This is a genomic window from Gordonia westfalica (genome assembly GCF_900105725.1).
Classification (GTDB): domain Bacteria; phylum Actinomycetota; class Actinomycetes; order Mycobacteriales; family Mycobacteriaceae; genus Gordonia; species Gordonia westfalica.
In genome coordinates this window covers 2710209-2735175 of the sequence record NZ_FNLM01000034.1, presented here as the reverse complement: position 1 = coordinate 2735175, position 24967 = coordinate 2710209, and the positions used below count along the sequence as shown (strand labels likewise).

Here is a 24967-nt window from a genome sequence, read left to right as displayed (position 1 = left end):
GACCGGAGATGAACCATAAGGAGCGTGGGCTGCAGTGAGCACCCCGGAGAACGAACTCGCATCGACCGACGCCGTCGAGGTGGCTGACACCGACGTCGACGCGGCCGTGACCGACGAGGTCGACGAGGCTGCAGTCGACGAGGCCGGTGACACCGACGTCGAGGCGGCCGCCGAGGGCGACGAGGCTCCCGCGACCGACGTCGACTCCGAAGACGCCGATGCCTCTGACGAGGCCGTCGAAGAAGCCCCTGAGGAAGAGGTCGATCCGGTCGAGGAGCTGCGCAAGCAGCTGCGACGCGCTCCCGGCGACTGGTACGTGATCCACAGCTACGCCGGCTACGAGAACAAGGTCAAGGCCAATCTCGAGACCCGCGTGCAGAACCTCGACGTCGGCGACTACATCTTCCAGGTCGAGGTTCCGACCGAAGAGGTCACCGAGATCAAGAACGGCCAGCCCAAGAAGGTCAACCGCAAGGTGCTGCCGGGCTACATCCTCGTTCGCATGGAACTCAACGACGAGTCGTGGGGCGCCGTGCGCAACACCCCGGGTGTCACCGGCTTCGTCGGGATGACCAGCAAGCCGTCGCCGCTGTCGCTCAACGAGGTGCTGCAGTTCCTCATGCCGCGCGCCGAGGCCAAGAAGCCGGCCCAGCGCGGTTCCGCCGCCGAGGGTGTCGAGGCCGCTGCGGCCGCCGCGTCGAACGTCATCGAGGTCGACTTCGAGGTCGGCGAGTCGGTCACCGTCATGGACGGCCCGTTCGCCACGCTTCCCGCGTCGATCAGCGAGGTCAACGCCGAGCAGCGCAAGGTCAAGGTGCTCGTCTCGATCTTCGGTCGCGAGACTCCGGTCGAGCTCGGGTTCAACCAGGTCGAGAAGATCTGACGCCCTCCGCGGAGAGCGGATGCACGGCAGATAAACACAGACTTTCACGTCTCCAGCGGGCGTGAATTCGCAAGGAAACAAGCAAGGACAAAAGGATGCCTCCCAAGAAGAAGAAGCTCGCCGGGATCATCAAGCTCCAGATCCAGGCAGGCGCGGCCAACCCGGCCCCGCCCGTGGGTCCGGCGCTCGGTCAGCACGGCGTGAACATCATGGAGTTCTGCAAGGCGTACAACGCGGCGACCGAGTCGCAGCGTGGCAACGTCATCCCGGTGGAGATCTTCGTGTACGAAGATCGCTCGTTCGACTTCAAGTTGAAGACCCCGCCGGCAGCAAAGCTCCTGCTCAAGGCCGCAGGCCTGCAGAAGGGCTCCGGCGAGCCCCACACCAACAAGGTCGGCAAGGTGAGCATGGACCAGGTCCGTGAGATCGCCAAGACCAAGGCCGAAGACCTGAACGCCAACGACATCGACCAGGCCGCGAAGATCATCGCCGGTACTGCTCGGTCCATGGGCATCACGGTCGAGGGCTAGACCCAACCGAGGGCTAGACCCAACACATTCATCTCGTGGGAGGGCCGGCTCGGCCCGCACCACACACCCCGCCGATTGAGTGCGGAGAAAGAACAGAGCCATGAGCAAGAAGAGCAAGGCCTACGCGGCCGCGGCCGAGAAGGTCGACAAGTCCAAGCTGTACAGCCCGCTGGAGGCTGTGGAGCTGGCCAAGGAAACCTCGTCGAAGAACACCGACGCGACCGTTGAGGTTGCGATGCGGCTGGGCGTCGACCCCCGTAAGGCAGATCAGATGGTTCGAGGCACCGTCAACCTGCCGCACGGCACGGGTAAGACCGCCCGCGTGATCGTGTTCGCCGCCGGCGACAAGGCCGCCGAGGCCACCGCCGCCGGTGCCGACGAGGTCGGCGCCGAGGACCTGATCGAGCGCATCCAGGGCGGTTGGCTGGACTTCGACGCCGCGATCGCCACCCCGGATCAGATGGCCAAGGTCGGCCGCATCGCGCGTGTCCTCGGACCGCGCGGCCTGATGCCGAACCCGAAGACGGGCACCGTGACCACCGACGTCACCAAGGCCGTCAACGACATCAAGGGCGGCAAGATCAACTTCCGCGTCGACAAGGCAGCCAACCTGCACTTCGTCATCGGCAAGGCTTCGTTCGACCCGGCCAAGCTGGCCGAGAACTACGGCGCCGCGTACGACGAGATCATGCGTGCGAAGCCGTCGGCAGCCAAGGGCCGCTACATCAAGAAGGTCACCATCTCCACCACCACGGGCCCGGGCATCCCGGTCGACCCGCAGGTGAGCCGCAACTTCGCCGACGCCCCGCAGGTCTGATCCTGTGGTAGGCGCTCGCGCGTAGCAAGAGACACCCACGAGGGGCTCGGCATCCGATGCCGGGCCCCTCGTGCTCTGTCTCCCCAGTTCTTCGGAGGTCAGTGGCTCGTGGTGAGAATGTGTATCCGTAACCGTGGTGTGGCGGTGGCCGCCGCGCTGCTGTCGATGTTGCTCGTGGTCGCCGGCTGCGGCATGGGAAGTGGGTCCGACGACGCCGCGGCGTCGGGCACCCCGTCGAGGATCGTGTCGATCAGTCCGACGGCCACGGAGATGCTGTTCGCGGTCGGCGCCGGTGATCAGGTCGTCGCCGTCGACGATCAGTCGGACCACCCGGCCGACGCACCGCGAACAGCGCTGTCGGGTTACACCCCGAATCTCGAGGCGATCCTCGCCCACGACCCCGATCTCGTCGTCCTCACCGACGACAACAACGACATCGTCGCCGGCCTGGACCGGGTGGGCGTCGAGGTTCTGAAGATCCCGGCAGCGACGAACCTCGACGAGACGTATACGCAGATCAAGCAGGTCGGTGACGCGACCGGACATGCTGAGGCAGCCGATGATCTCGTGGTCTCGATGCGTGACGAGATCGAGCAGATCGTCCGCACCGTGCCGCTGCGCGAGGTTCCGCTGACCTACTTCCACGAGCTCGACGACACGTACTACACGGTCACCGACGACACCTACCTCGGCCAGATCTACAGCCAGCTCGGTCTGCGGTCGATCGCGACCGGGCAGAACGGCTATCCGCAGCTGTCGCCCGAGTTCATCCTCGAGAGCGATCCCGAGGTCGTCTTCCTCGCCGACTCCCAATGCTGTGGGGTCACGCCGGAGAAGGTCGCCGCGCGTGCCGGCTGGGACGAGCTGCGTGCGGTCGTCGACGGTCAGATCCACGTCCTCGACGAGGACATCGCGAGCCGTTGGGGTCCCCGCGTCGTCGACCTGGTCCGCGACATCGCGCGGATCGTCTCCGGCGTCGACGGACAACCCTCGAACTGACATGGCCAGCCGTCACGTCGGGGTCATCTGCGGGGCGGTCGCGGTGCTGCTGGGCGCTTGTCTGCTCGCAGTCCTCGTCGGCCCGGCCGGCCTGACCCCGAAGGGCGTGCTGCTCGACCTTCTCGACCGACTCCCGCTCGTCGACGTCGAGTCGGGTCTCACACCGCGCCAGCAGGCGATCCTCTGGGAGGTGCGGATGCCGCGCGTCGCGCTCGGCGCGCTGGTCGGCGCGATGCTGGCCGTCGCGGGTGCCGCGTACCAGGGCGTCTTCCGCAATCCGCTCGCCGACCCCTACCTGCTCGGTGTGTCCAGCGGCGCGGGCCTCGGCGCGACCGTCGCGATCGTCCTCGGTGGTGCGGCCGGCACGATCGGCCTGCCGCCCGCGGCGTTCATCGGTGGCATCGTGGCGGTCGCCGCGACCTATGCACTCGGGCGGACCGTCGGCGGCGGCCGGACCGAGGTGGTCATCATTCTCGCCGGCGTCGCGGTGGCGGCGTTCGCGAACGCCATCCAGACCTTCCTCATGCAGCAGCACGACGACACCCTGCGGCAGGTCTACAACTGGATGCTCGGCCGGCTGTCCACCGACGGCTGGTCCGAGGTGATCACCGTGCTGCCGTACGTCGTCGTGTGCGTCGTCGTCATCGTGCTGTTCGGGCGCACACTCGACGTCATGGCGGTCGGCGACATCGAGGCGTCGAGTCTGGGGATCAGGCCCGAACGCGTGCGCCTGCTGCTCGTCTGCATCGCGACGCTCGGCACTGCGGCCGTGGTGTCGGTCAGCGGGTTGATCGGCTTCGTCGGCATCGTGATCCCGCATGCCGTGCGGCTTCTCGTCGGCCCGGGGCATCGGCTGTTGCTGCCGCTGTCGTTGCTGGTGGGGGCGGCCTTCCTGGTGCTCGCGGATGTGGTCGCCCGGACCGCGATGTCGCCGTCCGAGCTGCCGATCGGCGTGGTCACCGCCGCCATCGGTGCACCCTTCTTCCTGGTCGTCCTCCGACGCAGCAGCCGGAGTTCCGTATGACCGCCGCGATCGTCTGCCGCGGCGTGTGTGCCTCCCGCGGCGGGGTGGAGGTCCTACACGACGTCGACCTCGAGATCGGTTCGGGCGCCTGGGTGTCCCTCGTCGGCCCCAACGGCTCCGGGAAGACGACGCTGCTCCATGCGCTCGCCGGTCTGGTGGCCTCGACCGGACGCATCGACGTCGCCGGGGTCGACCCCGGCCGCGCGCGCCGACGCGAGATCGCGCGGGCGGTGGCCCTGATGCCACAGCGGCCGATCGTCCCGGAGGGCACGTCGGTACGCGAGCTCATCGGCCTGGGTCGCACCCCGCACATCGCCCGGTTCGGCAGCGAGACCCGCACGGACCGTGAGGTGGTCGACGACGTGATCGGTCGCCTCGATCTCGAGGAGTTCGCGAACCGGGCCGCGTCGGCGCTGTCGGGTGGTGAGCTGCAGCGGGTGGTGCTTGCCCGTGCGCTGGCCCAGCAGCCGCGGGTGCTGCTCCTCGACGAACCGACCAGCGCCCTCGACATCGGCCACCAGCAGCAGGTTCTCGACCTCGTCGACTCCATGCGGGAGGCCAGTGAGCTGACGGTCATCGCCGCGATGCACGACCTGACATCGGCCGCCCAGTACGGGCAGCGACTCGTGCTCCTCGACCACGGTCGGATCGTGGCCGACGGTCCGCCCGCGGAAGTCCTCACCGCCGAACGGCTTCGGGATGTCTATGCGGCGAAAGTGGAAGTCCTCGACCGCCCCGACGGACCGGCGGTGCTGCCCGTGCGCGACCCGGGACACCGGTGACGATGAGGATCACGCTGCTCGGCACCGGTGCCGCCGATGGCTGGCCGAATGCGTTCTGCCGCTGCGGGTCCTGTGCCGATGCGCGGCGCAGACGGGACTTCCGCGCGCAGACCGCGGCACTCGTCGACGACGTGCTGATGCTCGACTTCGGCCCAGACGCTCCGGGTTCCGCAGTGCGCCAGGGGGTTTCCCTCGCCGGCGTGCGGCATGTGCTGATCACCCATGCGCACGCCGATCACCTCGCTCCGCAGTCGTTGTTGTTCCGGTCGTGGGTCGAGGGGGCGGGTGAGCTGGAGTTGATCGGCCCGGCCGATGCTCTCGACCAGTGTCGTCCGTGGGTGGGGCCCGACAGTCCGGTGCGGTTCACGCCGGTTGCCGCGGGTGCCCGGCTTCCTGTCGGCGACTTCGATGTTCGTGTACTTCCCGCGCAGCACAAGGTCTTTCGCGAGGGCGACGCGGTGCTCTACGACGTCACCGGGCCGGATGGCACACGGCTGCTGTGGGCGACCGACACCGGCGTGTGGCCGGGCGATCGGATCGACGCGGTCGCGGGCGCCGGGTTCGACGCGGTCTTCCTGGAGGAGACCTTCGGTGATCGCGAGGACCTCTCCGACGGCCATCTCGGGTTGGCGGGTTTCGGGACGATGGTCGAGGCGCTGCGCGAGGTCGGTGCGATCGTCGACTCCACGGACGTCGTCGCCGTTCATCTCGGACATCACAATCCGCCGGTCGGCGCGCTGCGCGAGAGGCTTCGGGGTCTGGGCGCGCGCCCGGGCCATGACGGGGAGGTGCTCGAGATGGGCAAGCCGGGGCAGCGTCGGACCTTCGTCACCGGTGGGGCGAGGTCGGGGAAGTCGCGGTATGCCGAAGGCCTGCTGGCCGGCATCGACGACGTCGTGTACGTCGCCGCGGGTGGGCCGCGGACCGGCGATCCCGACTGGGATCGGCGCGTCGAACTCCACCGTGGACGACGCCCGGAATCGTGGACGACGGTCGAGGACACCGATGTCGCCGGAGTCCTGCGGTCGGCGCGCCACCCGGTCCTCGTCGATTGTCTCGGGACGTGGCTGGCGGCGCGGATCGACCACCACAGTGCTTGGGAGACCGGCGATCTCGACGGCATCCGGTCGGATGTCGACGACCTGCTGGTCGCGTGGCGGGCCTGCGCGGTGCCCGTCGTCGCCGTCAGCAACGAGGTCGGCAGCGGCGTCGTCCCGGCCACCGCGTCGGGCCGGCTGTTCCGTGACGAGCTGGGCCGGCTCAACGCCGGAATCGCCGGCCTCTCCGACGAGGTCGTGCTCATGGTGGCCGGACAGGCCGTGACCATCCGCTGAACCAGAGTTCTGCCAGGCACTTCCGGTGGGGAAGTGTCCGTTCTGTGGCGCGCCGGCAACCCTTCTTCAGGCCGCTTTCGTATCCGGCGCGCGCATCCACCGACTCTGCAGTAGCATTCGATTAACAGTTGTACTGTTGAACAGTAGGAGAGAGGCGCAGATGGCGGGTTGGGCGAGTAGTGAGCTGCTCAGGAATCTCGAGACGGGCATCCACGTGGGGAGCTGGCGCGATCCGGAGGGAGCGCGCACGCTGGCGGTCACGTCGCCGGTGACCGGCGAGGAGATCGCGACGGTCGCCGACGCGGGTGAGGCCGATGCTCTCGCCGCGCTCGACGTGGCGACCGCCGCGATGGCCGACTGGTCGGCGACGAGCCCGATCCGGCGCGCAGACATCTTGATGACCGCCCACGCGCGAATTCTCGAGATCGCCGATGAACTCGCCGTGATCATCTGTGCCGAAACGGGGAAGGTCCTCGCGGAAGCCAAGGGCGAGGTCGCCTACGGCGCACAGTATCTCCGGTGGTACGCGGAGGAGGCCGTACGCCTGGGCGGACGGATCACAAAGGCGCCGGACGGAAACTCCGACATCATCGTCGAATCCCGGCCGGTGGGGCCCTGCCTGCTCATTACGCCGTGGAACTTCCCGTTCGCCATGGTCGCCCGGAAGGTCGCACCCGCGCTGGCGGCCGGGAACACGGTGATCATCAAGCCGTCCGAACTCACCCCGCTGGCGTCCTATGTCCTGGTGCAGGTGCTGTTGGAGGTGGGGGTTCCGGCGGGCGTCGTCTCGCTGCTCACCACCACCCGGCCGGCCGAGATCAGCGGTCCGTTGCTCTCCGACGCGCGACTCCGGAAGGTCTCCTTCACCGGGTCGACCGGTGTCGGCCGAGTGCTGCACGAACTGGCCTCGGCGCACTTCGCCAAGACCTCACTCGAACTCGGCGGAGACGCACCGTTCGTGGTCTTCGCCGACGCCGACGTCGACCGGGCGGTCGAGGGCATCATGCTCGCCAAGTTCCGCAACTCCGGACAGACATGTGTCGCCGCCAACCGGATCTACCTGCAGCGGGGCATCGCCGACGCCGTCCTCGCGCAGCTCACCGAGAAGGTCGGTGCGCTGACGGTGGCCGACGGCTTCGCCGACGGTGCCGATGTGGGCGCCGTCATCGATTCGCGCGCGCAGGCCAAATGTTCCGAGGTCGTCGAGACCGCTGTCGCCGCGGGCGGAACGGTGTTGGCCCGCAGCGCGGTTCCCGACACCGGCTGCTTCGTACCCGCGACGCTGGTCGCGGGTGTGCCTCTCGAATCTCCGCTGCGTGGCCAGGAGATCTTCGGTCCGGTGGCGATCGTCAGCGTCTTCGACGACGAGAAGGAGGCGGTGGCCGCGGCCAACGACACCTCCTACGGGCTCGCCTCCTACGTCTTCACCGCCGACCTGGATCGGGCCAACCGGGTGGCACGGTCCATCGACGCCGGCATGGTCGGCATCAACACCGGCCTGATCTCCAATGTCGCAGCACCTTTCGGCGGGATAAAGGCCTCCGGTGTCGGCCGTGAGGGTGCCGCCGAAGGCATCGAGGAGTACCTGATCCTGCGCTACGTGAACGTGGTTCCGGGCCGATGATCGACGACACCCTGAGCTTCTTCGACCAGGTCCTCGTCGAGACCGCGATCGCCGCGCCTCAGGAGCCGGTGGATCGCGGGCTCGTCGAGCGACTTCTGTCCGAGAACTACGGGCTGCGTGGCGAACTGCAGCCGGTGGCCACCGAGAAGGACGACACCTTCCGGTTGCGCGCCGACCGCGACTACCTCGTGAAATGTTCGCCCGCCGGCGAGGATCCGCAGCTGGTCGAGCTGCAGACCGCGGCCATGGTCCATCTGGAGACCACGTGCCCCGATCTTCCCGCGCAACGGGTGATCACCACCCTCGACGGCGCCCGCGAGGTGGTCATCGAGGGAACGCGGCCCTATCCGCGGATCCTGCGCGTATTGAGTTACGTCCCCGGGGATCTCCTCAAGGACGGTGCCCGCACCGCCGACCACTGGTCGCTGGCCGGGTCCATGCTGGGCCGGTTGACTGTCGCGATGGCGGGCTTCGCCCATCCGCGTGACGAGCGGAAGCTGTTGTGGGACATGGGCAACTTCCACAAGATGCCGGAGCTGCTCACCTTCATCGAGGATGACGCATCCCGTGCGCTCGCGCACGGTGTCTACGGGGACTACCTCGACGTCGTCGTGCCCCGGCTCGCCGACCTCGAGCGCCAGGTCATCCACGGTGACTTCAGTCCGTACAACGCCGTCGTCGACCCGGAGGACCCCGACTTCGTGACGGGTGTCATCGATTTCGGTGATGTCGTGCGCACCAGCGTCGTGTTCGACGTCGCCGTCGGCATGGCCAACCTGATCGGTGTCGACGAGACCGACCCGTGGGGGAAGGCGCTGACGTTCCTCGGGGGCTACCTCCGCACACGGCCGCTGGCCGTGGCGGACGTGGAGATCCTGCGTGAGATCGCACTCGGTCGGCTTCTCCTCCGGGCGCTGGTCGTGGGCTGGCGCGCTCAGGGTGACCCCGAGCGTCACGCCTACCTCGTCACCCACGCCGCCCGTGACTGGACGTCGCTGCGGCGCGCATATCAGGACGACGCCGAGGACGTGCGCAGCCGCCTCCGCCTCGCCGCCACGAAACCGCTACCGTCCCAATCCGAAGCACGTGAAGGAGAACACCAGCGATGAGCAGGCCCGTGATGGTCAACGCCTACGACCCCGCCGATGCCGAGCGCGTCGAACCGCGGACCCGGCATCTGATCGAACGTCGGGAAGACGTCCTCGGTCCGGGATACCGGTTGTTCTACCGCGAGCCGCTCGCGGTGGTGCGCGGCGAGGGTTCCCACCTCTTCGACGCCGACGGCAACGACTACCTCGACGTCTACAACAATGTGCCGAGCGTGGGCCACAGCCACCCACACGTCGTCGCCGCCGTTCACGAGCAGATGCAGCGACTGAACACCAACACGCGATACGTCCAGGAATCGCTGGTCGCCTACGCCGAACGGCTCGTCGCCACCTTCCCCAAGGAACTCGACCGCGTGACCTTCGCGTGCACCGGTTCGGAGGCCAACGACCTCGCGCTGCGAGTTGCCCGCTACTACACCGGGAATCAGGGCGTGATCGTCACCGAGGGTGCCTACCACGGACTGACCTCGGAGGTGGCGGCATTCTCACCGTCGCTCGGCACCGGGTCTCCGCTGGGCTCCCACGTCCGGACCATCAAGGCGCCCGACGTGCGGAAGGCCGATGGCTCACTCGACGACTACATGCGGACCGAGATCCGTTCCGCCATCGCCGATCTGCAACGCCACGGTTACGGACTCGCGGCCTTCTTCGCCGATGGCATCTTCTCCAGTGACGGCGTGTTCTCCGACCCGGCCGGCTTCCTGAAGCCGATCCTGGAAGAGGTCCACCGTGCGGGTGGTCTCTACGTCGCCGACGAGGTCCAGCCCGGCTTCGGCCGCCTCGGCGAGTCGTGGTGGGGATTCCAGCGGCACGGCATCGTTCCCGACATCGTCACCATCGGCAAGCCGATGGGCAACGGAATCCCGGTGTCGGCCGCCATCTTCCGGTCCGAGGTCACCGAGGAGTTCGGCCGGAACGTGCGCTACTTCAACACGTTCGGCGGGAGCTCGGTGCCCATCGCGGCCGCGAACGCGGTGCTCGACGTGATCGAGTCCGAGGGTCTTCAGGACCGTGCGCGAACCGTGGGTGCGGCACTGCGCGCCGGTATCGAGGACATCGTGAGGCCTTTCGGCTCGGTCACCGACGTGCGCGGCATCGGATACTTCCTCGGCGTGGAGATCTCCGACGCGGACGGTGGTCCGGACCCCGTGAAGGCGTCCGATCTCGTCAACGAACTGCGTCAGCGACGCGTGCTGATCTCGGCGAGCGGCCCCGACGGCAACGTGCTGAAGATCCGTCCGCCACTGGCCTTCTCGTCCGCCGATGCCGATAGGTTCCTGACCGAACTGGCCGCGGCGAGCGGTGTACTGAACAGCTGAGAGGGGCGGCTCGGCCGGCGGCGATCCCGCCGGCCGAGTAGGTCCGAGGGTTACCCTGGTGGCGGCGATCCCGCCGGCCTCACCTACCCGCGGAACTCTCCCGGGCGCGGCGCTTGCGGATGGCCTCGCGGACCTCGTCGCGGGTGAGGAGGACGGTGTCGCCGACGACCTCGGCGGCGCGTTCGGCATTCCGGGACTCGAGGGCCTTGACGATCGCCTCGTGTTCGGCGCGCAGCTTGTCGTGGTCCTCGTACTCGCGCTCCTCGATCGACAGCAGGAACGCGAAGAAGCGGATCTGGCGGAGCAGCTGTTCGAAGACCGAGGCGAGAAAAGCGTTGTCCAGCAGTGCAACCACCGACTGGTGGACCTTGAGGTCCTTCTCGACGATGAGGTCGGGATCGTGTTTCTCGAGGACGGCGGCGAACTCGTCGAATGCCTTGCGCACTCCGGTGAGGTCCACGTCGCCGGCGACCTGGCGGGCGCCCAGGGTCTCGAGGTGGAACCGTGCGGCGAAGAGGTCGAGGATCTCCTCGTCGGTCGGATCCCAGACCTGCATCCCGCGACGGGGGTGGGGTCGGAGGAGTCCGGTGGCCTCGAGCAGGCGTACCGCCTCGCGCATCGTGTTGCGGGAGATCCCGAGGTCGCGGGACAGGGTGCTCTCGTTGATGCGATCGCCGGGAAGCAGTGCGCCCTTGAGGATCATGTCCTGGAGTCCGTCGGCGACCTGCTGGGGCGTCGTGGTGCGTTGTAGCGTCACGAAGTCTGAGAGATCCATGCCGCTAAGATATCCGAATTGTTCAACAGTGGGGCGGTGGATCGCGGCGCGGGAGTGGCCGAGCTGAGCTCGACCACGGGGTGACGGCAATCTCGTAACACGGCAGAAACATGAAAAGTACGCGGGAGAAAACATTCGCTGATTCACTGTTCAACAGAAAGACAGTTCAGCAATGGGGTTGTCCGGCATGACAGAGTGTGAGGATCGAATGGGATACATCAAGATCGAGGGGGTCGAGAAGTCCTTCGGCGCGACGCGGGCTCTCGCCGGTGTCGATCTCTCCCTCGCGCAGGGGGAGGTGCACGGGCTTCTCGGTGAGAACGGTGCGGGCAAGTCCACTCTGATGAAGGTGCTCGCCGGTGTCGTCACACCGGACGCCGGCAGCGTCAGCATCGACGGTGCGACACTGGAACTCGGGCGTCCGCAGGCCTCGCGCGCTGCGGGCCTGGGGATCGCGTACCAGGAGCTCAGCTCGCCGGGGAACGTCGATGTGGCGACCAAGCTGTGCTGGCCGAATCTCCCGCGCGGATGGTCGGGGCTCGTCAGTCGCGCGAAGATGCGTGACCGGGCGAGCGAGATCCTCTCGCGGTTCCGCTTGGAATCCGTCGATCCGGCCCTGCTGATCGCCGACGCCGATCTCGCCACCCGCCAGCGGGTGGAGATCGTCGCCGCGATGGCGCGGGACCCCAAACTGCTCGTCCTCGACGAGCCGACGGGCGCACTGCCCGACACCGATTGGCTCTTCGACGCGGTGCGACGAATGGCCGCCGACGGGACCGCGGTCATCTACATCAGCCACAAACTCCCGGAGATCGAGGAGATCTGCGATCGCGGGACCGTCCTGCGAAGCGGGCGCACCGTCGGCACCTTCGAACGCGGATCGGTCAACGAGACCGAACTCGTGGAGATGATGATCGGCCGCTCCTTCGAGCAGAGCTTCCCGGCCAGGCACGCCGGACCCGAGGCGGCCGACGTCGTGGTGGCGGTGAAAACCCTTGCCGCGGGCGATCGTCTGCGCGAAGCGGACCTGACGGTGCGGCGCGGTGAGATCGTCGGACTCGCGGGCCTCGAGGGGCAGGGGCAGAAGGACCTGGTGTATGCCCTGCACGGGCAGGTCCGCACTCTCGGCGGCTCGATCGACATCGACCGCGGTGACGCCGCGGTCTCGACCTCGCTCGTCCCGGAGGAACGCAAGACCGAGGCGCTGTTCGCCGAGATGACCTCCGAGTTCAACCTGACCGTGGCGAGCATGGGCGCGTTCTCGGCCGGCCCGCTCATCAACCGGTCGCGCGAGCAGTCGGTCGCACTCGAGGCCGCGCAACGTGTGAACCTCCCCGAACCGATGCTCGCCAAGCAGATCTCGACGCTGTCGGGCGGCAACCAGCAGAAGGTCATCTTCGGTCGGGCGGTCGCCCGTGATCCCGCCTGTCTGCTGTTGTTCGATCCCACCCGTGGTGTCGACGCGGCGACCAAGTTCGAGATCTACGAGATGACAAGGGAGTTCGCCAACCGCGGACGCGGTGTCCTCTTGTACTCGACCGAGATCCCCGAACTCGTCGGCCTGTGCGACCGCGTCTACGTCGTCGCCGGCGGCCGCATCGTCAGCGAGCTGGTGGGAGACGAGATCAGCGAGACCGCGGTGATGAGCGCCGCGCTGGCCTGGAAAGACCCGGTGAGAGACCCGGGGTCGGACGCAGAGAAGGAATCGGCATGAACACCGATGTGCTGAAGCAATTGTGGGGCCGCTGGTCGGTCACCCTCCCCGCAGTGGGGATCTTCGCCGTGGTCTACGGCGTCCTGCTCATGGTGTCGCCGCAAGAGGGCACCAGCTATTCGTTCGGGAACTTCATGGCGCTCGTGGCGCCGCTGGCGCTCGCCGCCGCCGGCACCACGGTCGTGTTGCTCACCGGCGGCTTCGATCTGTCGGTGGCGGGCGTCATCTCGCTGACCAACGTCGTCTGCGCAACCCAGATGTCCGGCGCCTCGTCGCCGTGGTTGATCGTCGCGCTCGTCCTGGGCATCGGGATGGTGTCCGGAGCGGTCAACGGTCTGCTCGTCGTGTTCTTCGGGTTGCAGTCGCTGGCGGTCAGCCTCGGCGTCCACATCGTGCTCACCGGTCTGGCGCTGGTCGTGCTGCCCGCACCGGGCGGCACCATCCCGACCGACTTCACGACTTTCGTCCAGAAGAGCGTGGGTGGCACCATCCCGATGGCGCTCATCATCCTCCTCGTGGTGGCGATCGGATGGCTGATCTTCCGCAACACCCGCACCGGTGTCGCGGTCGTCGCCCTCGGTGGCGATCGTGAGGCCACCCGGCTCTCGGGTGTACCGGTGCGCGGGGCAGAGTTCAGCGCCTGGGTCCTCGCCGGTCTGCTGTACGGCCTGGCCGGTGCGATGCTCGCCGGGACCACCGCAACCGGAAACCCCTCGGCGGGTACGCCTTTCCAGTTGACCGCCTTCGCCGCCATGGCGTTGGGCCTGGTCAGCTTCAAGGGCGGGCGCGGCAGCGTCATCGCCGCGATGTTCGGAGCCGCGACCCTCATGGCCATTCCGAAGGTGCTCTTCGGTCTCGGTGTCGAGGACTTCTGGGTCGGCGCATGCCAGGGCATCGTCATCATCCTGGCCCTCGCGATCCCGCTGACGGCCCGCTTCCTGACCACCCGCCGGCGTCCGGTGTCGGTCTCACCCGGGACGACCGAGGCCGGACCGAACGTCCACACAGATCCGGTGACCGACGACGCAGCCGAGCCTGCCCTCGCCGGCGCCGGCACCCGAAAGGAGGTGCGGAGCTGATGGTCGCAACGATCGCGAGCGCGGGTTCGCCCGTCAAGGAGCGGCTGCGCAGCCAGACCGCCATCGTGTGGGTGCTGCTGTTGGCGGCGATCCCGCTGTCCCGCCTGGCCAGTGAGAACTTCCCGTCCTGGTCGCTGGTCGACGGCACCCTGGTCCTGAGCCTGTTCCTCGTCCTGGTCGCCTTCGGCCAGGGTCTGGTGATCCTCACCGGCGGTATCGACCTCTCGCTCGCCACCGTCGTCACCCTGGGCGCCTACCTGACCGGAAGACTTGTCTCCGACGGGATGCCGCTCCCGGTGGCGATCCTGCTCACCCTGCTCGGCTGTGCCGTGGTCGGTGTGGTCAACGGCCTGCTGGTCGGCAAGGCCGGATTCCCCGCCTTCATCGTGACGCTCGCGACGGGCTCGATCGTCGCAGCCCTGCTGCTCGGTGTGAGTCGCGGTGCCCCGGCCCAGCAGTCGCCGACCCAGCTGTCGTCGTGGTTCGGCGACTCGTCGATCCTCGGCATCAGCACCCCCATCTGGATGCTTCTCGTCGTCTGCGTGCTCGGGTGGGCGATCCAGCACCGTTCGGTGCTCGGCCGCCGGGCCTTCGCGGTCGGCGGAAGCCCCACGGCCGCAAAGCTGTCGGGCATCCCGGTGATCCGCACCTACGTGATGACCTACGCGGTCGCGGCCATCGCCTACGGCCTCGCCGGCATCGCGCTCCTCGGCTACTCGTCGGGCGCCGACCTGAGCATCGGCAACAGCTGGCTGCTGCCGAGCATCACGGCCGTCGTCGTCGGCGGTTCGTCGATCCGGGGCGGGGCGGGCTCGTTCATCGGCACCGTCGGCGGCGCGATCCTGATCACGTTGCTGGGCACCGACATCAGCGCCGCCGGACTCGCCGAGGGGTGGAAGCAGGTGCTCTACGGCCTGATCATCATCGCCGCGCTGCTCGGAAACCGGGTGTTCCAGTCCGGTCGGCGCTGAGAGGTTCTCGGCAGGCGGCCCTTCGAGGCTCGTCGCTCTCGCTCCTCGCACCTCAGGGAGCGGGAGGGTCGCGCTTCTCCTCGCACCTCAGGGAGCGGGAGGGTCGCGCTTCTCCTCGCACCTCAGGGAGCGGGAGGGTCGCGCTTCTCCTCGCACCTCAAGCGAGCGAGCCAAACAAATACCCATCGAGAGAAAGAAGAACGATGAAGTTGCACATGCGGAAGGTGGCAGCAGCCGCCGTGGCTGCGCTGACGTGCTTCGGCGTCGCCGCCTGTGGTGGTGGCGACGACGGCGGCAAGGAGAAGGTGTTCCTGAACCTCTCCTACAGCGGCAACAACTGGCAGGACGAGGCCGCCAACCTGGCGATGGCCGTGGCGACCTCGCCGGAGTACGCCGAGAAGTACACGGTCCAGAAGCAGATCTCGGGCACCGACGTCCAGAAGCAGATCTCCGACATCCAGTCGATGATCTCTTCGGGCGCCAAGCTCATCGTGTCCTACCCGCTGTCGCCGACCGCGCTGGATCCGGTTGTCGCACAGGGCTGCGCACAGGGTGTGACCTTCGTCTTCTACGACTCGACGGTCAACGCGCCGTGCGCCTACAACGTCGCGTTCATCACCGGCCCACGCGTCGACGACAAGACCAAGCCGTTCTTCGGTGCGCAGACCGCCGAGGCGCTCGTCGACATGCTCGACGGCAAGGGCAAGATCTTCATGAACCGCGGCGTCGCCGGCACCGCCACCGACACCGTCCACTACGAGACCGCCAAAGCCGTGTTCAACCGGTACCCGGGCATCCAGGTCATCTCCGAATACCACGGTGACTGGAACTCCTCGGTCAGCCAGCAGCAGACGGCCAAGGCGCTCGCCGCGCATCCCGACGTCGACGGCGTGTGGTCGCAGGACGGCGAGGCCGGCGTGGTGAAGGCACTGCAGGCCGCGGGCAAGCGTGTCCCGGTCACCGGTGAGTCGAGCAACTACTTCGTGAAGGAACTCGGCGCGGGCTGGCCCGGCGTCGCCTCCGGTTCGGCACCCGCACAGGGCGCCGTGGCCATGAAGGTCGGCCTCCACATCCTCGAGAACGGCGCCGAGGGCGTGCCGAACAACATCGAGATGCCCATGCCGTGGACCACCACCGAGACCGCGAAGGAATGCCCGGGCACCACCTTCGAGGACGGCTGCAACTACTTCAAGGGCGTCGACGACAGCTTCGTCACCATCATCTTCAACCAGGACCTGTTGCCGGAGGCCACGATCGACGCGGCCCGCACCGGTGACGCGTTCCCGACCGTGCAGCCTCTGCCGGACATGAACGAGTTCGCCCAGCCGGAGAGCCGTCGCATCTACACCCGCGGCGCCTGCGACGAGGGCTGGACCCCCGGCCCGGTCGAGGTCGGCCAGACCCCCAAGGGCCTGAACGGCTGCGTCCAGAAGTAGGACCCGCACGTCGGGCGGCGGGAGTTCCTCCCCCCCTGGGACTTCCCGTCCCCGGCGTGCAGCACGGCCGATTCGGCCGGGGTGTGGGTCGACGGTCCCCCATCGTCGACCCACACCCGAACAATCGAGAACCTCCGAAACCCCTGTACGACACCCAGATAGGAACCTGTGATGACACTGTCGATCGATCTCAATGCCGACGCCGGGGAGAGCTTCGGTCGGTGGAAGCTCGGGAACGACGAGGAGCTCTTCGATGTCGTCTCGACGGTCAACATCGCTTGCGGCTATCACGCCGGTGACCCGGTCAACATGCGCAAGGCCGTGGTGGGTGCGCGCGACGCCGACTGTGCGATCGGCGCGCATCCCGGCTATCCGGACCTGCTGGGCTTCGGCCGACGGGCGATCCCGGCGAAGCTGACCGACACCGTCGACTACGTGCTGTACCAGGTGGGTGCGCTCGCGGCGATCGCCGCGGACGAGGGGGTGACGCTGTCCCACGTGAAGCCGCACGGCTCGCTGATGGGCACGACGGTCCGCGACGCGGAGCTGGCCGTCGCCATGGCCCGCGCGATCCAGAGCGTGCAGACCGGGATTCCGCTGGTCATGTCGCCGGGTCCGGCCATGGACGCGGTGGTGCGGGCCGGCCTCCCGGTGACCCCGGAGAACGCCGCCGACCTGGACTTCGACGACAACGGCTTCAACGTCATCGAACCCGTTCCGGCGGAGAAGGATCCGGAAGCGGTCGCGACGCGGGCGCTCCAGATGGCGCACGGTTCCGTCGAGACCGTCAGCGGTGCGACGATCGCCATGCCGGTGACGTCGATCTGTATCCACGGTGATCGGCCGAACGCCGTCGCGGTTGCCGCTGCGGTCCGTCGTCGACTCGAGTCCGAGGGCGTCGCGGTACACCCCGTCGAGCGCCGGGCAGGACTGCCGGCATGACCGCCGCGACCCTGACACCCCAGTACTTCGCGCTCCCCGGCGGTGCGCGGCTCAGCTTCGGCGGCGACGAGTTCGTCTTCGTCGAACTCTCCGAGGCCATGGATCTCGCGGTGGCACTACAGGTGCAGTCCATCGTGGCCGCGATCGTCTCGCTCGACATCGACGGCGTCGTCGACATCGTGCCGGCGCACGTCAGCTACATGGTCCGCGTGCGCCCGGAGGACCTCGACCCCCGCGACCTCATCCCGACCCTCGTCGCGGCGCATCAGAAGGTCGTCGACTCCGGTGGGGGCGGCTCCGCGCCCACCATCGCCACCACGATCGTCGAGATCCCGGTGTACTACAACGACCCCTGGACGAACGAGGTGACCGCGCGCTTCCGTGACCGGCACCCGTCACCGGAGGAGACCGATGTCGAATTCACGGCGCGGGTCAACGGTTTCGACTCCGCCGACGAGCTGATCGCGGCGCACTCGGCGCATCCGTTCATCGCGACCTTCAACAACTTCATCCCCGGCAACGCCGAATGCGTGCAGCTGGTACCGCAGGAGATGCAGATCCAGGTGCCCAAGTACCTGAGCCCGCGGACCCAGACGCCGGCGCGCGCGGTCGGGCACGGCGGCAACCAGATGAACATCTACCCGGTCGAATCGCCGGGCGGTTTCCAGCTTCTCGGGCGGTCGGCGCTGCCGGTCGTCGACTTGTCGATGACCCGTCCCGGATTCACCTCCTCGCCGGTCCTGTTGCCGGCGCCCACCCTGGTGAAGTTCACGCCGGTCGACGAGTCGGGATACGACGAGGTCGTCACCGCGTTCGAGGCCGGAACCTATGAGATCAACCGTGCCGCCATCGAATTCGACCTGCAGGCGTTCACCGCGGACCCGCTCGGCTACACCCGTTCCCTGGTAGGAGAACTGCGATGATCACGATCATCAAGCCCGGACTGCAGACCACCGTCCAGGACCTGGGGCGTCCCGGCAAGCTCACGTTGGCGATGCCGCCGGCCGGGGCGCTCGACCAGTTCGCGCATCGCATCGCGAATGCCCTGGTGGGCAACGGTCCCGAGGCCGCGACCCTCGAGGCCGCGCTGATGGGACCCACCCTCGTCTCCGACACCGGCTGCATCGTGGCGGTGACCGGTGCGGATGTCGACGTGATCATCGACGGCGTGGTGCACCCGTCGTGGACGGCGATGTGGCTGCCTGCCGGTTCCGAACTCAGGCTCGGACCGCTCCGCAGCGGTGCCCGCGCCTACCTCGCGTTCGCCGGCGGTATCGACGTGCCGGTCGTGATGGGCAGCCGATCGACCTACATGCTCTCGGGCATCGGCGGTTTCGAGGGGCGCGCACTGCGCGCGAAAGACGTCCTGCCTCTCGGACCCCGGACGCGTGCGGTCGAGGAGGGGCGTCGGCTCCCGGTCCGGTACCGGCCGACTCCCTCGTCGTCGATCGAGGCCCGGATCGTGCTCGGACTGGCCGCCTATCGGTTCACCCCGGAATCGTTGCGGGCCTTCACCGAACGTGAGTACCAGCTGTCGCCGGAATCGAACCGCACGGGCTACCGATTCGTCGGGGAACCCCTGGACTTCGTCGAACGGGAGGCGCCGTTCGGAGCGGGGGACAACCCCAGCAACGTCGTCTCGCTGGGATATCCGCTCGGATCGATCCAGGTGCCCAACGGTTCGGAACCCATCTGCCTGCTCCGCGACGCCGTGACCGGCGGCGGATTCGTCACGCTCGGCACCGTGATCTCGGCCGATCTGGACCTCCTCGCGCAGGCCAAGGCGCCCGATCGGGTGAAGTTCACCGCGGTCGACATCGACACCGCACTCAAACTCCGCCACGAACACAGCGAACACGTCCACAACGCCGTCGCCGCCATCGTCTGACGCGGCTCCCGACCCAAGGAGAACACAATGACCGAGATGCAGAGCCCCACCCCGGATTGTTCTGGCACCGTCCGGATCCCGACAGTGAAGTGTTCTGCAAGCCCGGCGACACCGTCGAGATCGGACAGCAGATCGGCGTCGTCGAGGTGATGAAGATGTTCGCGCCGATCGAGGCCGAGGTCGCCGGCGTGTTCACCGGATACGCGGTGGACAGCGGGGCACAGGTCGACGCCGGGCAGGTCATCGCCACGTTCGAGGCTTCCTGATGTCTCCGGGGAACGGCGCACCGGCGCGGCGGGTGCTCATCGCCAACCGCGGTGAGATCGCCGTTCGTATCATCCGCGCCTGCCACGACCTGGGCTGGACCGCCATCGCGGTCCACTCGGATGTGGATGCCGACAGCCTGCACGTCCGCCTGGCCGACGAGGCCGTCGAGATCGGTCCCGCGGCCGCGGCCGACAGCTACCTGCGGGTCGAGGCGATCCTCGACGCCGCGGTGCGCACGGGCGCCGAGGCCATCCACCCGGGATACGGATTCCTCTCGGAGAACGCCGAATTCGCGCAGGCGGTGATCGACGCCGGTCTCCGCTGGGTAGGGCCGTCGCCGCAGGTCATCTCCATGATGGGTGACAAGGAGACCGCGCGGCGCACCGCACGTGCGGCCGGTGTCCCGGTGGTCCCGGGCAGCGACCTGCTCGCCGACGCCGATGCCGCGCTCCGCGCCGCGGACGAGGTCGGGTACCCGGTCCTCGTCAAGGCGCGGGCAGGTGGCGGTGGCAAGGGGATTCGTGCCGCGGCCGGACCCGACGACCTCGTCGAACAGTTCGCCGACGCGCGACGCGAGGTGATGGGTGCCTTCGGCGACGACGGCCTCTACCTCGAGCGTTCGCTCCCGCAGGTGCGCCACGTCGAGGTGCAGGTTCTCGGTGACTCGCACGGCAACGTCGTGCATCTCTTCGAGCGCGAGTGCTCGCTGCAGCGTCGTCGGCAGAAGGTCGTCGAGGAGGCTCCCGCGCCGACACTCGATCGTGAGGTCGCGGCCGCGATGCACGCGTCGGCTGTCGCGCTGGCCGCCGAGGTCGGTTACACCTCGGCCGGCACCGTCGAGTTCCTGGTGGATCCGGCGGGGGAGTACTACTTCATCGAGATGAACACCCGGATCCAGGTGGAACACGGTGTGACCGAGGAACTCACGGGCGTCGACCTGGTGGCCGAGCAGCTGCGGATCGCCTTCGGGGACCCGATCGGCGTCAAGCAGGACGAGATCGTCGCCCGCGGTGCGGTCATCGAACTCCGTCTCAACGCCGAGAACCCGAAGTTCCACTTCTTCGGATCGCCGGGAGCCGTTGCGGGATGCACCTTCCCGGCCGGACCGGGTGTGCGCATCGACAGCGGCGTGGTCTCCGGATCGGTGATTCAGCCGCACTACGACTCGATGGTGGCCAAGATCGTGGTCGCCGGGGCCGACCGTGAGCAGGCGATCGCCCGCGCGGTTCGGGCTGTCGGCGAGACCCGTTGGGCCGGACCGGTCACCACGCTCGGCTTCCTCGACGCCGTGCTGGCGACCGACTGGTACCGAAGTGCGGACTTCCACACCGGCACGATCGACGAGACCCTGCCGGAGCTGCTCAGGTCGTTGTAGGCCGGATTGTTCGGCCGGCTCCAGATCGTCACCGGGGCAACCGCGGCCGTCCACCGGCGGCGCCCATCGCGTCCGGTTCAGCCGAGCACGGTGTCGACGAGCAGGTCGAGTGCGCGATGCGCACGGTCGGGAGCATCCGGGTTCGACGACTGCGCCAGCCACAGCGCGGCCTCGTTCATCGCGCCCGACAGTTGGGCGGTGAGGGGATCGAGAAGATCGGGGTCGGTGCCGACCGACGCGAGGGCCTCCCGCAGGTGGACGACGGAGTTCTCGGCGTCCATCTGCCGCCACTTGTCCCATCCGAACACCGCCGGCCCGTCGACGAGGAGTACCCGGACCGCCGGCTCGGCGGTGATCGCGTCCAGGAAGCCGTGACATCCGGCCCGCAGCTGCGCGCGGGGGTCGTCGCCGGCGGATTCGGCGGCTTCGACGACGGAGGTGGCGACCACGGCTTGGAGATCCGCCGCGACGGCCCCGAAAAGTCCTGCCTTGCTGCGGTAGTGGTGATATACCGCGCCGCGGGTCACGCCGGCGGATTCGGCGACGTCGTCGAGTGAGACGTCGCCGAATCCGCGGGTGCCGAACATCTCGGTCGCGATCTCGCGGATGTGGCGGGCGGTGGCCGCGGCGGCAGCCGCAGAGGCGCGGGGCATCTTGGGGTTCCTTTACGTACGGTGCGTATGTATAGTCGGCAGCATTACATACTCATCGTACGTAAAGGGGAGATCATGACCACCACCGGCTTCTATCCGGTCCTCATGTCCGGCGACGTCATGTCCGCGGCGGACTTCTATCGCACCCACGTCGGATTCCAGACCACCTTCGAGGCCGACTGGTACGTCAGCCTGCGGCTCGGTGACTTCGAACTGGCCCTCGTCGACGCCGCGCACCCGACGATCCCGGAGGGATACCGGGCGATGCCCCGCGGCGTCATCGTGAACCTCGAGGTCGACGACGTCGACGCGGTCCATGCCCGCATGGTCGATGCCGGGGTCGAACCGGTTCGTGCGCTGCGCGACGAGGACTTCGGTCAGCGCCACTTCATCGTCGAGGCGCCCGATGGGGTGCTGCTGGACGTCATCACACCCATCGCGCCGAGTGCCGACTACGCGGATGCCTACGCCGGCTGACCGTGGTGGCCCGGGGCCTCAGTCCAGCCAGTCGTTGCCGCCCAGGTTCAGCTGCTTGACGTCCAACGCCGGAGTGATGCCCGATTCCGGTGCCAGGTCGTGCTTTTCGAGGACCGATCGCAAGGTCTCGGCCGCGTCGATGTTGAGCGGGCTCGACACCCACATCGCGTAGGGCAGGTTCACAAAGCGGTTCTCGCGCACGGCCTTCAGGTTGCGGCTGGCCGGATTGCTGCGCAGCGCGTCGATCTTCTGTTCCACCGACTGGCCGGGGTAGTCGACGAACACGATCAGATCCGGGTCGGCGGTGGTGATCCGTTCCCAGCTGACCGCGGTCCAGGTGTCCTCGACGTCCTCGGTCGCGTTGCGTGCGCCCGCCGCGTCGATGATGCCCTGCGGGCCACCGAAGGAGCCCGAGGAGAAGATGGTGTCGGAGACACTGTCGAAGACGAAGGCGGTGGGCCTCTCCGCGGGTTGCGGTGCGCCGCGGAGCTTTTCGAGGCGTCGGTCGATGTCGTCGGCCACCCTCGCGCCCTGCTCCGGGTTGCCGGTGATGGTGCCGATGTTGCGCAGGTCGGTGTCGAGCGCGACCCACGGGTCCATCGTGCCCCGCTGGGCCTGGCCGTCGACCTGACGGCATGCCTCCGACAGCTGATACACGTCGATGCCGTGGGAGGCCAGGATCTCCGGGGTGATCCCGCGGGACTCGCTCATGCCGTAGTTGTATCCGGCGTACAGGACCTGGGGTTCGGCCCCGACGATGTTCTCGAGCGTGGGCTGCTCGGTGGCGACCTCGTTCAGCGTGTCCACCTGCGCGCCGAATTCGAGTCGGAGAACGTCCTTGTCACGCGCGAGCGAGCTGACGGCGACCATCTTGTCGCGGGCGCCGGCCGCCAGCGCGATCGCGATCATCCCGCCGTCGTTGACGAAGAGGCGATCGAGAGGCTGGTCGAAGGTGACCTCGGCGCCGCAGTTGGTGACGGTGACGCTGTCGGTGGCGGTGGCGCCGGACTCGGTGCCGCAACCCGCTGCGATGCCGAGGACGACGGCGAGCGAGGCGAATCGGGTGGTGTTGTGCTTCATCGGTTTTCCTTGCTGGTGTGGACCTGCGACGCAGGTGACGTGGGGGAGTTCAGGAGCAGATGGGGGAGACCGGTCTCGGGGTGCGGCACGACCGTTCCGGACACGTCGAAGACCGAGGCCAGCAGATCGGGTGTCAGTACCTCGACCGGCGGGCCGTGGGCGGTGATCCCACCGTCGGAGACCACAGCGACGGAATCGAAATGGCGGAGGACGAGGTCGAGGTCGTGCATCGCGGCGATGACCGTCGCCTCGAGGTCGTCGAGGATCTGCATCAGCCGCAGTCGCCAGGCCGCGTCGAGGTGGTTCGTCGGCTCGTCGAGTACGAGGACCGGCGTCTGCTGCGCGATCGCGCGGGCGAGCACGACACGGTGCCGTTCGCCGCCCGAGAGCTGCATACACGACCGGCGTTCCCAGCCTCCCAGTCCCACCTGCTCCAATGCGGACCGGACGATCTGCTCGTCGTCGGAATTGCGAGCGGCCCAGGCGGATCGGTAGGGCGTGCGTCCCAGGCCCACCGCCTCTGCGACCGTGAGTTCGGCCGACGGGTGTTCATCCTGACCGACGACCGCGATCGACAGCGCACGACGCCGCGCCGGAAGCCGGTCGAGATCGTCGTCGGCCAGTCGGATACGCCCGGACGCCGGTTGTTCGAGACCGCACAGGGTTCGCAGCAAGGTGCTCTTGCCCGACCCGTTGGGGCCGACGACGGCGAGGCGGGTTCCCGCCGGGACGTCGAGGTCCACCCCGCGGAGGATCGTGCGGCCACCCCGGCGACAACCGAGGCCGTTCGCGCGCAACGACATCGAGTGTTCGTCGGCGTTCATCAGGACCCGCCGCCGAACACGTACTGGCGTCGTCCCATCAGGAACAGGAAGATCGGTGCGCCGATGAGTCCGGTCACGATGCCCAACGGCATCTCGCGCGGCGACGCGGCCACCCGCGAGATGACGTCGACCCACACCAGGAACAAGGCACCGCCGCAGACCGCGACGGGGATCATGGCCCGGTGCGTCGCGCCGACCAGCAGGCGTGCGGCGTGCGGAACGATCAAGCCGACGAATCCGATGCCGCCCGCCACCGCGACGAGGACCCCGACCAGGATTCCCTGTACCGCGAACAACGCGTTCCGCATGGCGCGCACCGGAACCCCGAGGGACGTCGCGGTGTCGGTGCCCGCCGCATAGGCGTCGAGCCAGGAGTGGATGGCCAGCATCGCGAACACCGTGACCACGACCACCACGCCCGCGATCTGGACCTTCGCCCACGTGGCACCGGCGACGCTGCCCAGCATCCAGAACATCACGTTGTCGGCGGCATGCGGGTCGGCGGCGGTGAACACCAGGAGCGACGACAACGCCATGAACGCCGAGGACAGCACGACGCCGGACAGGATCAGGCGGAGGGCGGTCAATCCGCCTTGGGCCCGGGCCACCGCGTACACGGTGACCGACGCGGCGAGCGCGCCGATCAGCGCGCCGCCGGACAGCGCCCAGACACCCAGTGCAGCAAACGAACCGAGCGTGATCACGGCCGTCGCGCCGACGGCGGCACCGGCGGACACACCCAGCAGATACGGCTCGGCGAGCGGATTGCGGACCAGCGCCTGCATGAGGGCGCCCGCGAGCGCCAGACCGGCGCCGACGATGGCCGCGAGTACCGAACGCGGCAACCGCAGATCCCAGATGATCACGGCGTGAGCGGCGTCGAGCTCCTCGCCACCCAGTCGTCCGGCGACGGTATGCCAGACATCGCCGAGGGGTATGGTCTCGGCGCCGAAAGCGGTGGCAACCGCGATGCTCACCAGGGTGAGGGCGAGAAGAATCAGGGCAAGAGGCATCGACGGGAGTCGCCGTACCGACATGGCGGTGGCGATCATCGTCGTGCCGTCA

The 24967-nt window shown here is 68.1% G+C and carries 25 protein-coding genes; 20 read left to right on the top strand and 5 right to left on the bottom strand.

Translation table 11 applies throughout. The annotated features are described in order from the left end of the window. Nucleotides 1–34: 34 nt before the first annotated feature. The 10 genes from nusG to BLU62_RS17790 all read left to right on the top strand — a co-directional run bounded on the left by nusG (nt 35) and on the right by BLU62_RS17790 (nt 10421). Nucleotides 35–883 carry a transcription termination/antitermination protein NusG gene (gene nusG, locus BLU62_RS17835; RefSeq protein ID WP_074851135.1) on the top strand — a complete coding sequence of 283 codons (849 nt, stop codon included), beginning with the start codon at nt 35–37 and terminating at the stop codon, nt 881–883. 95 nt (nt 884–978) lie between these two features. Then, entirely contained in the window at nt 979–1413 is a 435-nt protein-coding gene (gene rplK / locus BLU62_RS17830) for a 50S ribosomal protein L11 (RefSeq protein WP_006358215.1), read from the top strand. Between the two features lie 100 nt (nt 1414–1513). Further along, nucleotides 1514–2230 carry a 50S ribosomal protein L1 gene (rplA, locus tag BLU62_RS17825; protein WP_074851134.1) on the top strand — a complete coding sequence of 239 codons (717 nt, stop codon included), beginning with the start codon at nt 1514–1516 and terminating at the stop codon, nt 2228–2230. A 117-nt stretch (nt 2231–2347) separates the two neighbouring features. Beyond that, complete coding sequence (locus tag BLU62_RS17820; RefSeq protein ID WP_074851133.1) at nt 2348–3229, top strand: ABC transporter substrate-binding protein; 882 nt, start codon at nt 2348–2350, stop codon at nt 3227–3229. A 1-nt stretch (nt 3230) separates the two neighbouring features. After that, nucleotides 3231–4253 (top strand): FecCD family ABC transporter permease, encoded by a 1023-nt coding sequence (locus BLU62_RS17815; RefSeq protein WP_074851132.1) that lies wholly within the window; start codon nt 3231–3233, stop codon nt 4251–4253. Further along, entirely contained in the window at nt 4250–5035 is a 786-nt protein-coding gene (locus BLU62_RS17810; protein ID WP_074851131.1) for an ABC transporter ATP-binding protein, read from the top strand. The genes BLU62_RS17815 and BLU62_RS17810 overlap by 4 nt, the downstream gene beginning before the upstream one ends. Nucleotides 5036–5037: 2 nt before the next feature. Continuing rightward, nucleotides 5038–6369 (top strand): bifunctional adenosylcobinamide kinase/adenosylcobinamide-phosphate guanylyltransferase, encoded by a 1332-nt coding sequence (locus tag BLU62_RS17805; protein WP_074851130.1) that lies wholly within the window; start codon nt 5038–5040, stop codon nt 6367–6369. Nucleotides 6370–6505: 136 nt separating this feature from the next. Continuing rightward, nucleotides 6506–7993, top strand: coding sequence for an NAD-dependent succinate-semialdehyde dehydrogenase (locus BLU62_RS17800; protein WP_244278237.1), 1488 nt, complete (start codon nt 6506–6508; stop codon nt 7991–7993). Further along, nucleotides 7990–9102: a phosphotransferase gene (locus BLU62_RS17795; protein WP_074851128.1), complete on the top strand. Its 1113-nt coding sequence runs from the start codon at nt 7990–7992 to the stop codon at nt 9100–9102. Before BLU62_RS17800 ends, BLU62_RS17795 begins: the two co-directional genes overlap by 4 nt. Then, nucleotides 9099–10421, top strand: a complete 1323-nt coding sequence (locus BLU62_RS17790) for an aspartate aminotransferase family protein (RefSeq protein ID WP_099047868.1) — start codon at nt 9099–9101, stop codon at nt 10419–10421. The genes BLU62_RS17795 and BLU62_RS17790 overlap by 4 nt, the downstream gene beginning before the upstream one ends. Nucleotides 10422–10500: 79 nt before the next feature. Here BLU62_RS17790 and BLU62_RS17785 read toward each other — a convergent pair whose 3' ends face one another. Then, entirely contained in the window at nt 10501–11196 is a 696-nt protein-coding gene (locus BLU62_RS17785; protein WP_074851126.1) for a GntR family transcriptional regulator, read from the bottom strand. A 208-nt stretch (nt 11197–11404) separates the two neighbouring features. Here BLU62_RS17785 and BLU62_RS17780 point away from each other — a divergent pair, with 208 nt between their 5' ends. From BLU62_RS17780 to BLU62_RS17740, 9 genes are all read left to right on the top strand, one after another. Further along, on the top strand, nt 11405–12910 hold the full coding sequence (locus tag BLU62_RS17780; RefSeq protein WP_084811823.1) for a sugar ABC transporter ATP-binding protein: 1506 nt from the start codon (nt 11405–11407) through the stop codon (nt 12908–12910). Next, nucleotides 12907–13989 carry an ABC transporter permease gene (locus BLU62_RS17775; protein ID WP_074851125.1) on the top strand — a complete coding sequence of 361 codons (1083 nt, stop codon included), beginning with the start codon at nt 12907–12909 and terminating at the stop codon, nt 13987–13989. Before BLU62_RS17780 ends, BLU62_RS17775 begins: the two co-directional genes overlap by 4 nt. Then, nucleotides 13989–14960 (top strand): ABC transporter permease, encoded by a 972-nt coding sequence (locus BLU62_RS17770; protein WP_084811822.1) that lies wholly within the window; start codon nt 13989–13991, stop codon nt 14958–14960. The genes BLU62_RS17775 and BLU62_RS17770 overlap by 1 nt, the downstream gene beginning before the upstream one ends. A gap of 203 nt (nt 14961–15163) precedes the next feature. Further along, nucleotides 15164–16396: a sugar ABC transporter substrate-binding protein gene (locus BLU62_RS17765; RefSeq protein WP_074851124.1), complete on the top strand. Its 1233-nt coding sequence runs from the start codon at nt 15164–15166 to the stop codon at nt 16394–16396. A 171-nt stretch (nt 16397–16567) separates the two neighbouring features. Then, nucleotides 16568–17338 carry a 5-oxoprolinase subunit PxpA gene (locus BLU62_RS17760; RefSeq protein WP_074851123.1) on the top strand — a complete coding sequence of 257 codons (771 nt, stop codon included), beginning with the start codon at nt 16568–16570 and terminating at the stop codon, nt 17336–17338. Continuing rightward, entirely contained in the window at nt 17335–18261 is a 927-nt protein-coding gene (locus BLU62_RS17755; protein WP_074851122.1) for a 5-oxoprolinase subunit B family protein, read from the top strand. The genes BLU62_RS17760 and BLU62_RS17755 overlap by 4 nt, the downstream gene beginning before the upstream one ends. After that, entirely contained in the window at nt 18258–19226 is a 969-nt protein-coding gene (locus tag BLU62_RS17750; RefSeq protein ID WP_074851121.1) for a 5-oxoprolinase subunit C family protein, read from the top strand. Before BLU62_RS17755 ends, BLU62_RS17750 begins: the two co-directional genes overlap by 4 nt. Nucleotides 19227–19282: 56 nt before the next feature. Further along, complete coding sequence (locus BLU62_RS17745) at nt 19283–19492, top strand: biotin/lipoyl-containing protein (RefSeq protein WP_208863641.1); 210 nt, start codon at nt 19283–19285, stop codon at nt 19490–19492. After that, the gene (locus BLU62_RS17740) at nt 19492–20868 is read left to right on the top strand and encodes an acetyl-CoA carboxylase biotin carboxylase subunit (protein ID WP_074851119.1); all 1377 of its coding nucleotides are present in this window, start codon (nt 19492–19494) and stop codon (nt 20866–20868) included. Before BLU62_RS17745 ends, BLU62_RS17740 begins: the two co-directional genes overlap by 1 nt. Nucleotides 20869–20945: 77 nt before the next feature. Here the strand turns inward: BLU62_RS17740 and BLU62_RS17735 are convergent, their stop codons facing one another. After that, nucleotides 20946–21521, bottom strand: a complete 576-nt coding sequence (locus tag BLU62_RS17735) for a TetR/AcrR family transcriptional regulator (protein WP_074851118.1) — start codon at nt 21519–21521, stop codon at nt 20946–20948. A gap of 75 nt (nt 21522–21596) precedes the next feature. On the opposite strand from BLU62_RS17735, the gene BLU62_RS17730 reads away from it, so the two are divergent. Continuing rightward, the gene (locus BLU62_RS17730; protein WP_074851117.1) at nt 21597–21998 is read left to right on the top strand and encodes a VOC family protein; all 402 of its coding nucleotides are present in this window, start codon (nt 21597–21599) and stop codon (nt 21996–21998) included. An 18-nt stretch (nt 21999–22016) separates the two neighbouring features. Here the strand turns inward: BLU62_RS17730 and BLU62_RS17725 are convergent, their stop codons facing one another. The 3 genes from BLU62_RS17725 to BLU62_RS17715 are packed head-to-tail and all read right to left on the bottom strand — an operon-like array spanning nt 22017 to nt 24954. Further along, complete coding sequence (locus BLU62_RS17725) at nt 22017–23078, bottom strand: ABC transporter substrate-binding protein (RefSeq protein WP_074851116.1); 1062 nt, start codon at nt 23076–23078, stop codon at nt 22017–22019. Next, complete coding sequence (locus BLU62_RS17720) at nt 23075–23902, bottom strand: ABC transporter ATP-binding protein (RefSeq protein WP_074851115.1); 828 nt, start codon at nt 23900–23902, stop codon at nt 23075–23077. The genes BLU62_RS17725 and BLU62_RS17720 overlap by 4 nt, the downstream gene beginning before the upstream one ends. Continuing rightward, nucleotides 23902–24954 carry a FecCD family ABC transporter permease gene (locus tag BLU62_RS17715; protein ID WP_074851114.1) on the bottom strand — a complete coding sequence of 351 codons (1053 nt, stop codon included), beginning with the start codon at nt 24952–24954 and terminating at the stop codon, nt 23902–23904. Before BLU62_RS17715 ends, BLU62_RS17720 begins: the two co-directional genes overlap by 1 nt. Between the last annotated feature and the right edge of the window lie 13 nt (nt 24955–24967).

Coding starts and splice junctions, on each gene's coding strand:
- rplK (WP_006358215.1), top strand. CDS start 979: ATGCCTCCCAAGAAGAAGAAGCTCGCCGGGATCATCAAGCTCCAGATC.
- rplA (WP_074851134.1), top strand. CDS start 1,514: ATGAGCAAGAAGAGCAAGGCCTACGCGGCCGCGGCCGAGAAGGTCGAC.
- BLU62_RS17820 (WP_074851133.1), top strand. CDS start 2,348: ATGTGTATCCGTAACCGTGGTGTGGCGGTGGCCGCCGCGCTGCTGTCG.
- BLU62_RS17815 (WP_074851132.1), top strand. CDS start 3,231: ATGGCCAGCCGTCACGTCGGGGTCATCTGCGGGGCGGTCGCGGTGCTG.
- BLU62_RS17810 (WP_074851131.1), top strand. CDS start 4,250: ATGACCGCCGCGATCGTCTGCCGCGGCGTGTGTGCCTCCCGCGGCGGG.
- BLU62_RS17805 (WP_074851130.1), top strand. CDS start 5,038: ATGAGGATCACGCTGCTCGGCACCGGTGCCGCCGATGGCTGGCCGAAT.
- BLU62_RS17795 (WP_074851128.1), top strand. CDS start 7,990: ATGATCGACGACACCCTGAGCTTCTTCGACCAGGTCCTCGTCGAGACC.
- BLU62_RS17790 (WP_099047868.1), top strand. CDS start 9,099: ATGAGCAGGCCCGTGATGGTCAACGCCTACGACCCCGCCGATGCCGAG.
- BLU62_RS17785 (WP_074851126.1), bottom strand. CDS start 11,196: ATGGATCTCTCAGACTTCGTGACGCTACAACGCACCACGACGCCCCAG.
- BLU62_RS17780 (WP_084811823.1), top strand. CDS start 11,405: ATGGGATACATCAAGATCGAGGGGGTCGAGAAGTCCTTCGGCGCGACG.
- BLU62_RS17775 (WP_074851125.1), top strand. CDS start 12,907: ATGAACACCGATGTGCTGAAGCAATTGTGGGGCCGCTGGTCGGTCACC.
- BLU62_RS17770 (WP_084811822.1), top strand. CDS start 13,989: ATGGTCGCAACGATCGCGAGCGCGGGTTCGCCCGTCAAGGAGCGGCTG.
- BLU62_RS17765 (WP_074851124.1), top strand. CDS start 15,164: ATGAAGTTGCACATGCGGAAGGTGGCAGCAGCCGCCGTGGCTGCGCTG.
- BLU62_RS17760 (WP_074851123.1), top strand. CDS start 16,568: ATGACACTGTCGATCGATCTCAATGCCGACGCCGGGGAGAGCTTCGGT.
- BLU62_RS17755 (WP_074851122.1), top strand. CDS start 17,335: ATGACCGCCGCGACCCTGACACCCCAGTACTTCGCGCTCCCCGGCGGT.
- BLU62_RS17750 (WP_074851121.1), top strand. CDS start 18,258: ATGATCACGATCATCAAGCCCGGACTGCAGACCACCGTCCAGGACCTG.
- BLU62_RS17740 (WP_074851119.1), top strand. CDS start 19,492: ATGTCTCCGGGGAACGGCGCACCGGCGCGGCGGGTGCTCATCGCCAAC.
- BLU62_RS17735 (WP_074851118.1), bottom strand. CDS start 21,521: ATGCCCCGCGCCTCTGCGGCTGCCGCCGCGGCCACCGCCCGCCACATC.
- BLU62_RS17730 (WP_074851117.1), top strand. CDS start 21,597: ATGACCACCACCGGCTTCTATCCGGTCCTCATGTCCGGCGACGTCATG.
- BLU62_RS17725 (WP_074851116.1), bottom strand. CDS start 23,078: ATGAAGCACAACACCACCCGATTCGCCTCGCTCGCCGTCGTCCTCGGC.
- BLU62_RS17720 (WP_074851115.1), bottom strand. CDS start 23,902: ATGAACGCCGACGAACACTCGATGTCGTTGCGCGCGAACGGCCTCGGT.
- BLU62_RS17715 (WP_074851114.1), bottom strand. CDS start 24,954: ATGATCGCCACCGCCATGTCGGTACGGCGACTCCCGTCGATGCCTCTT.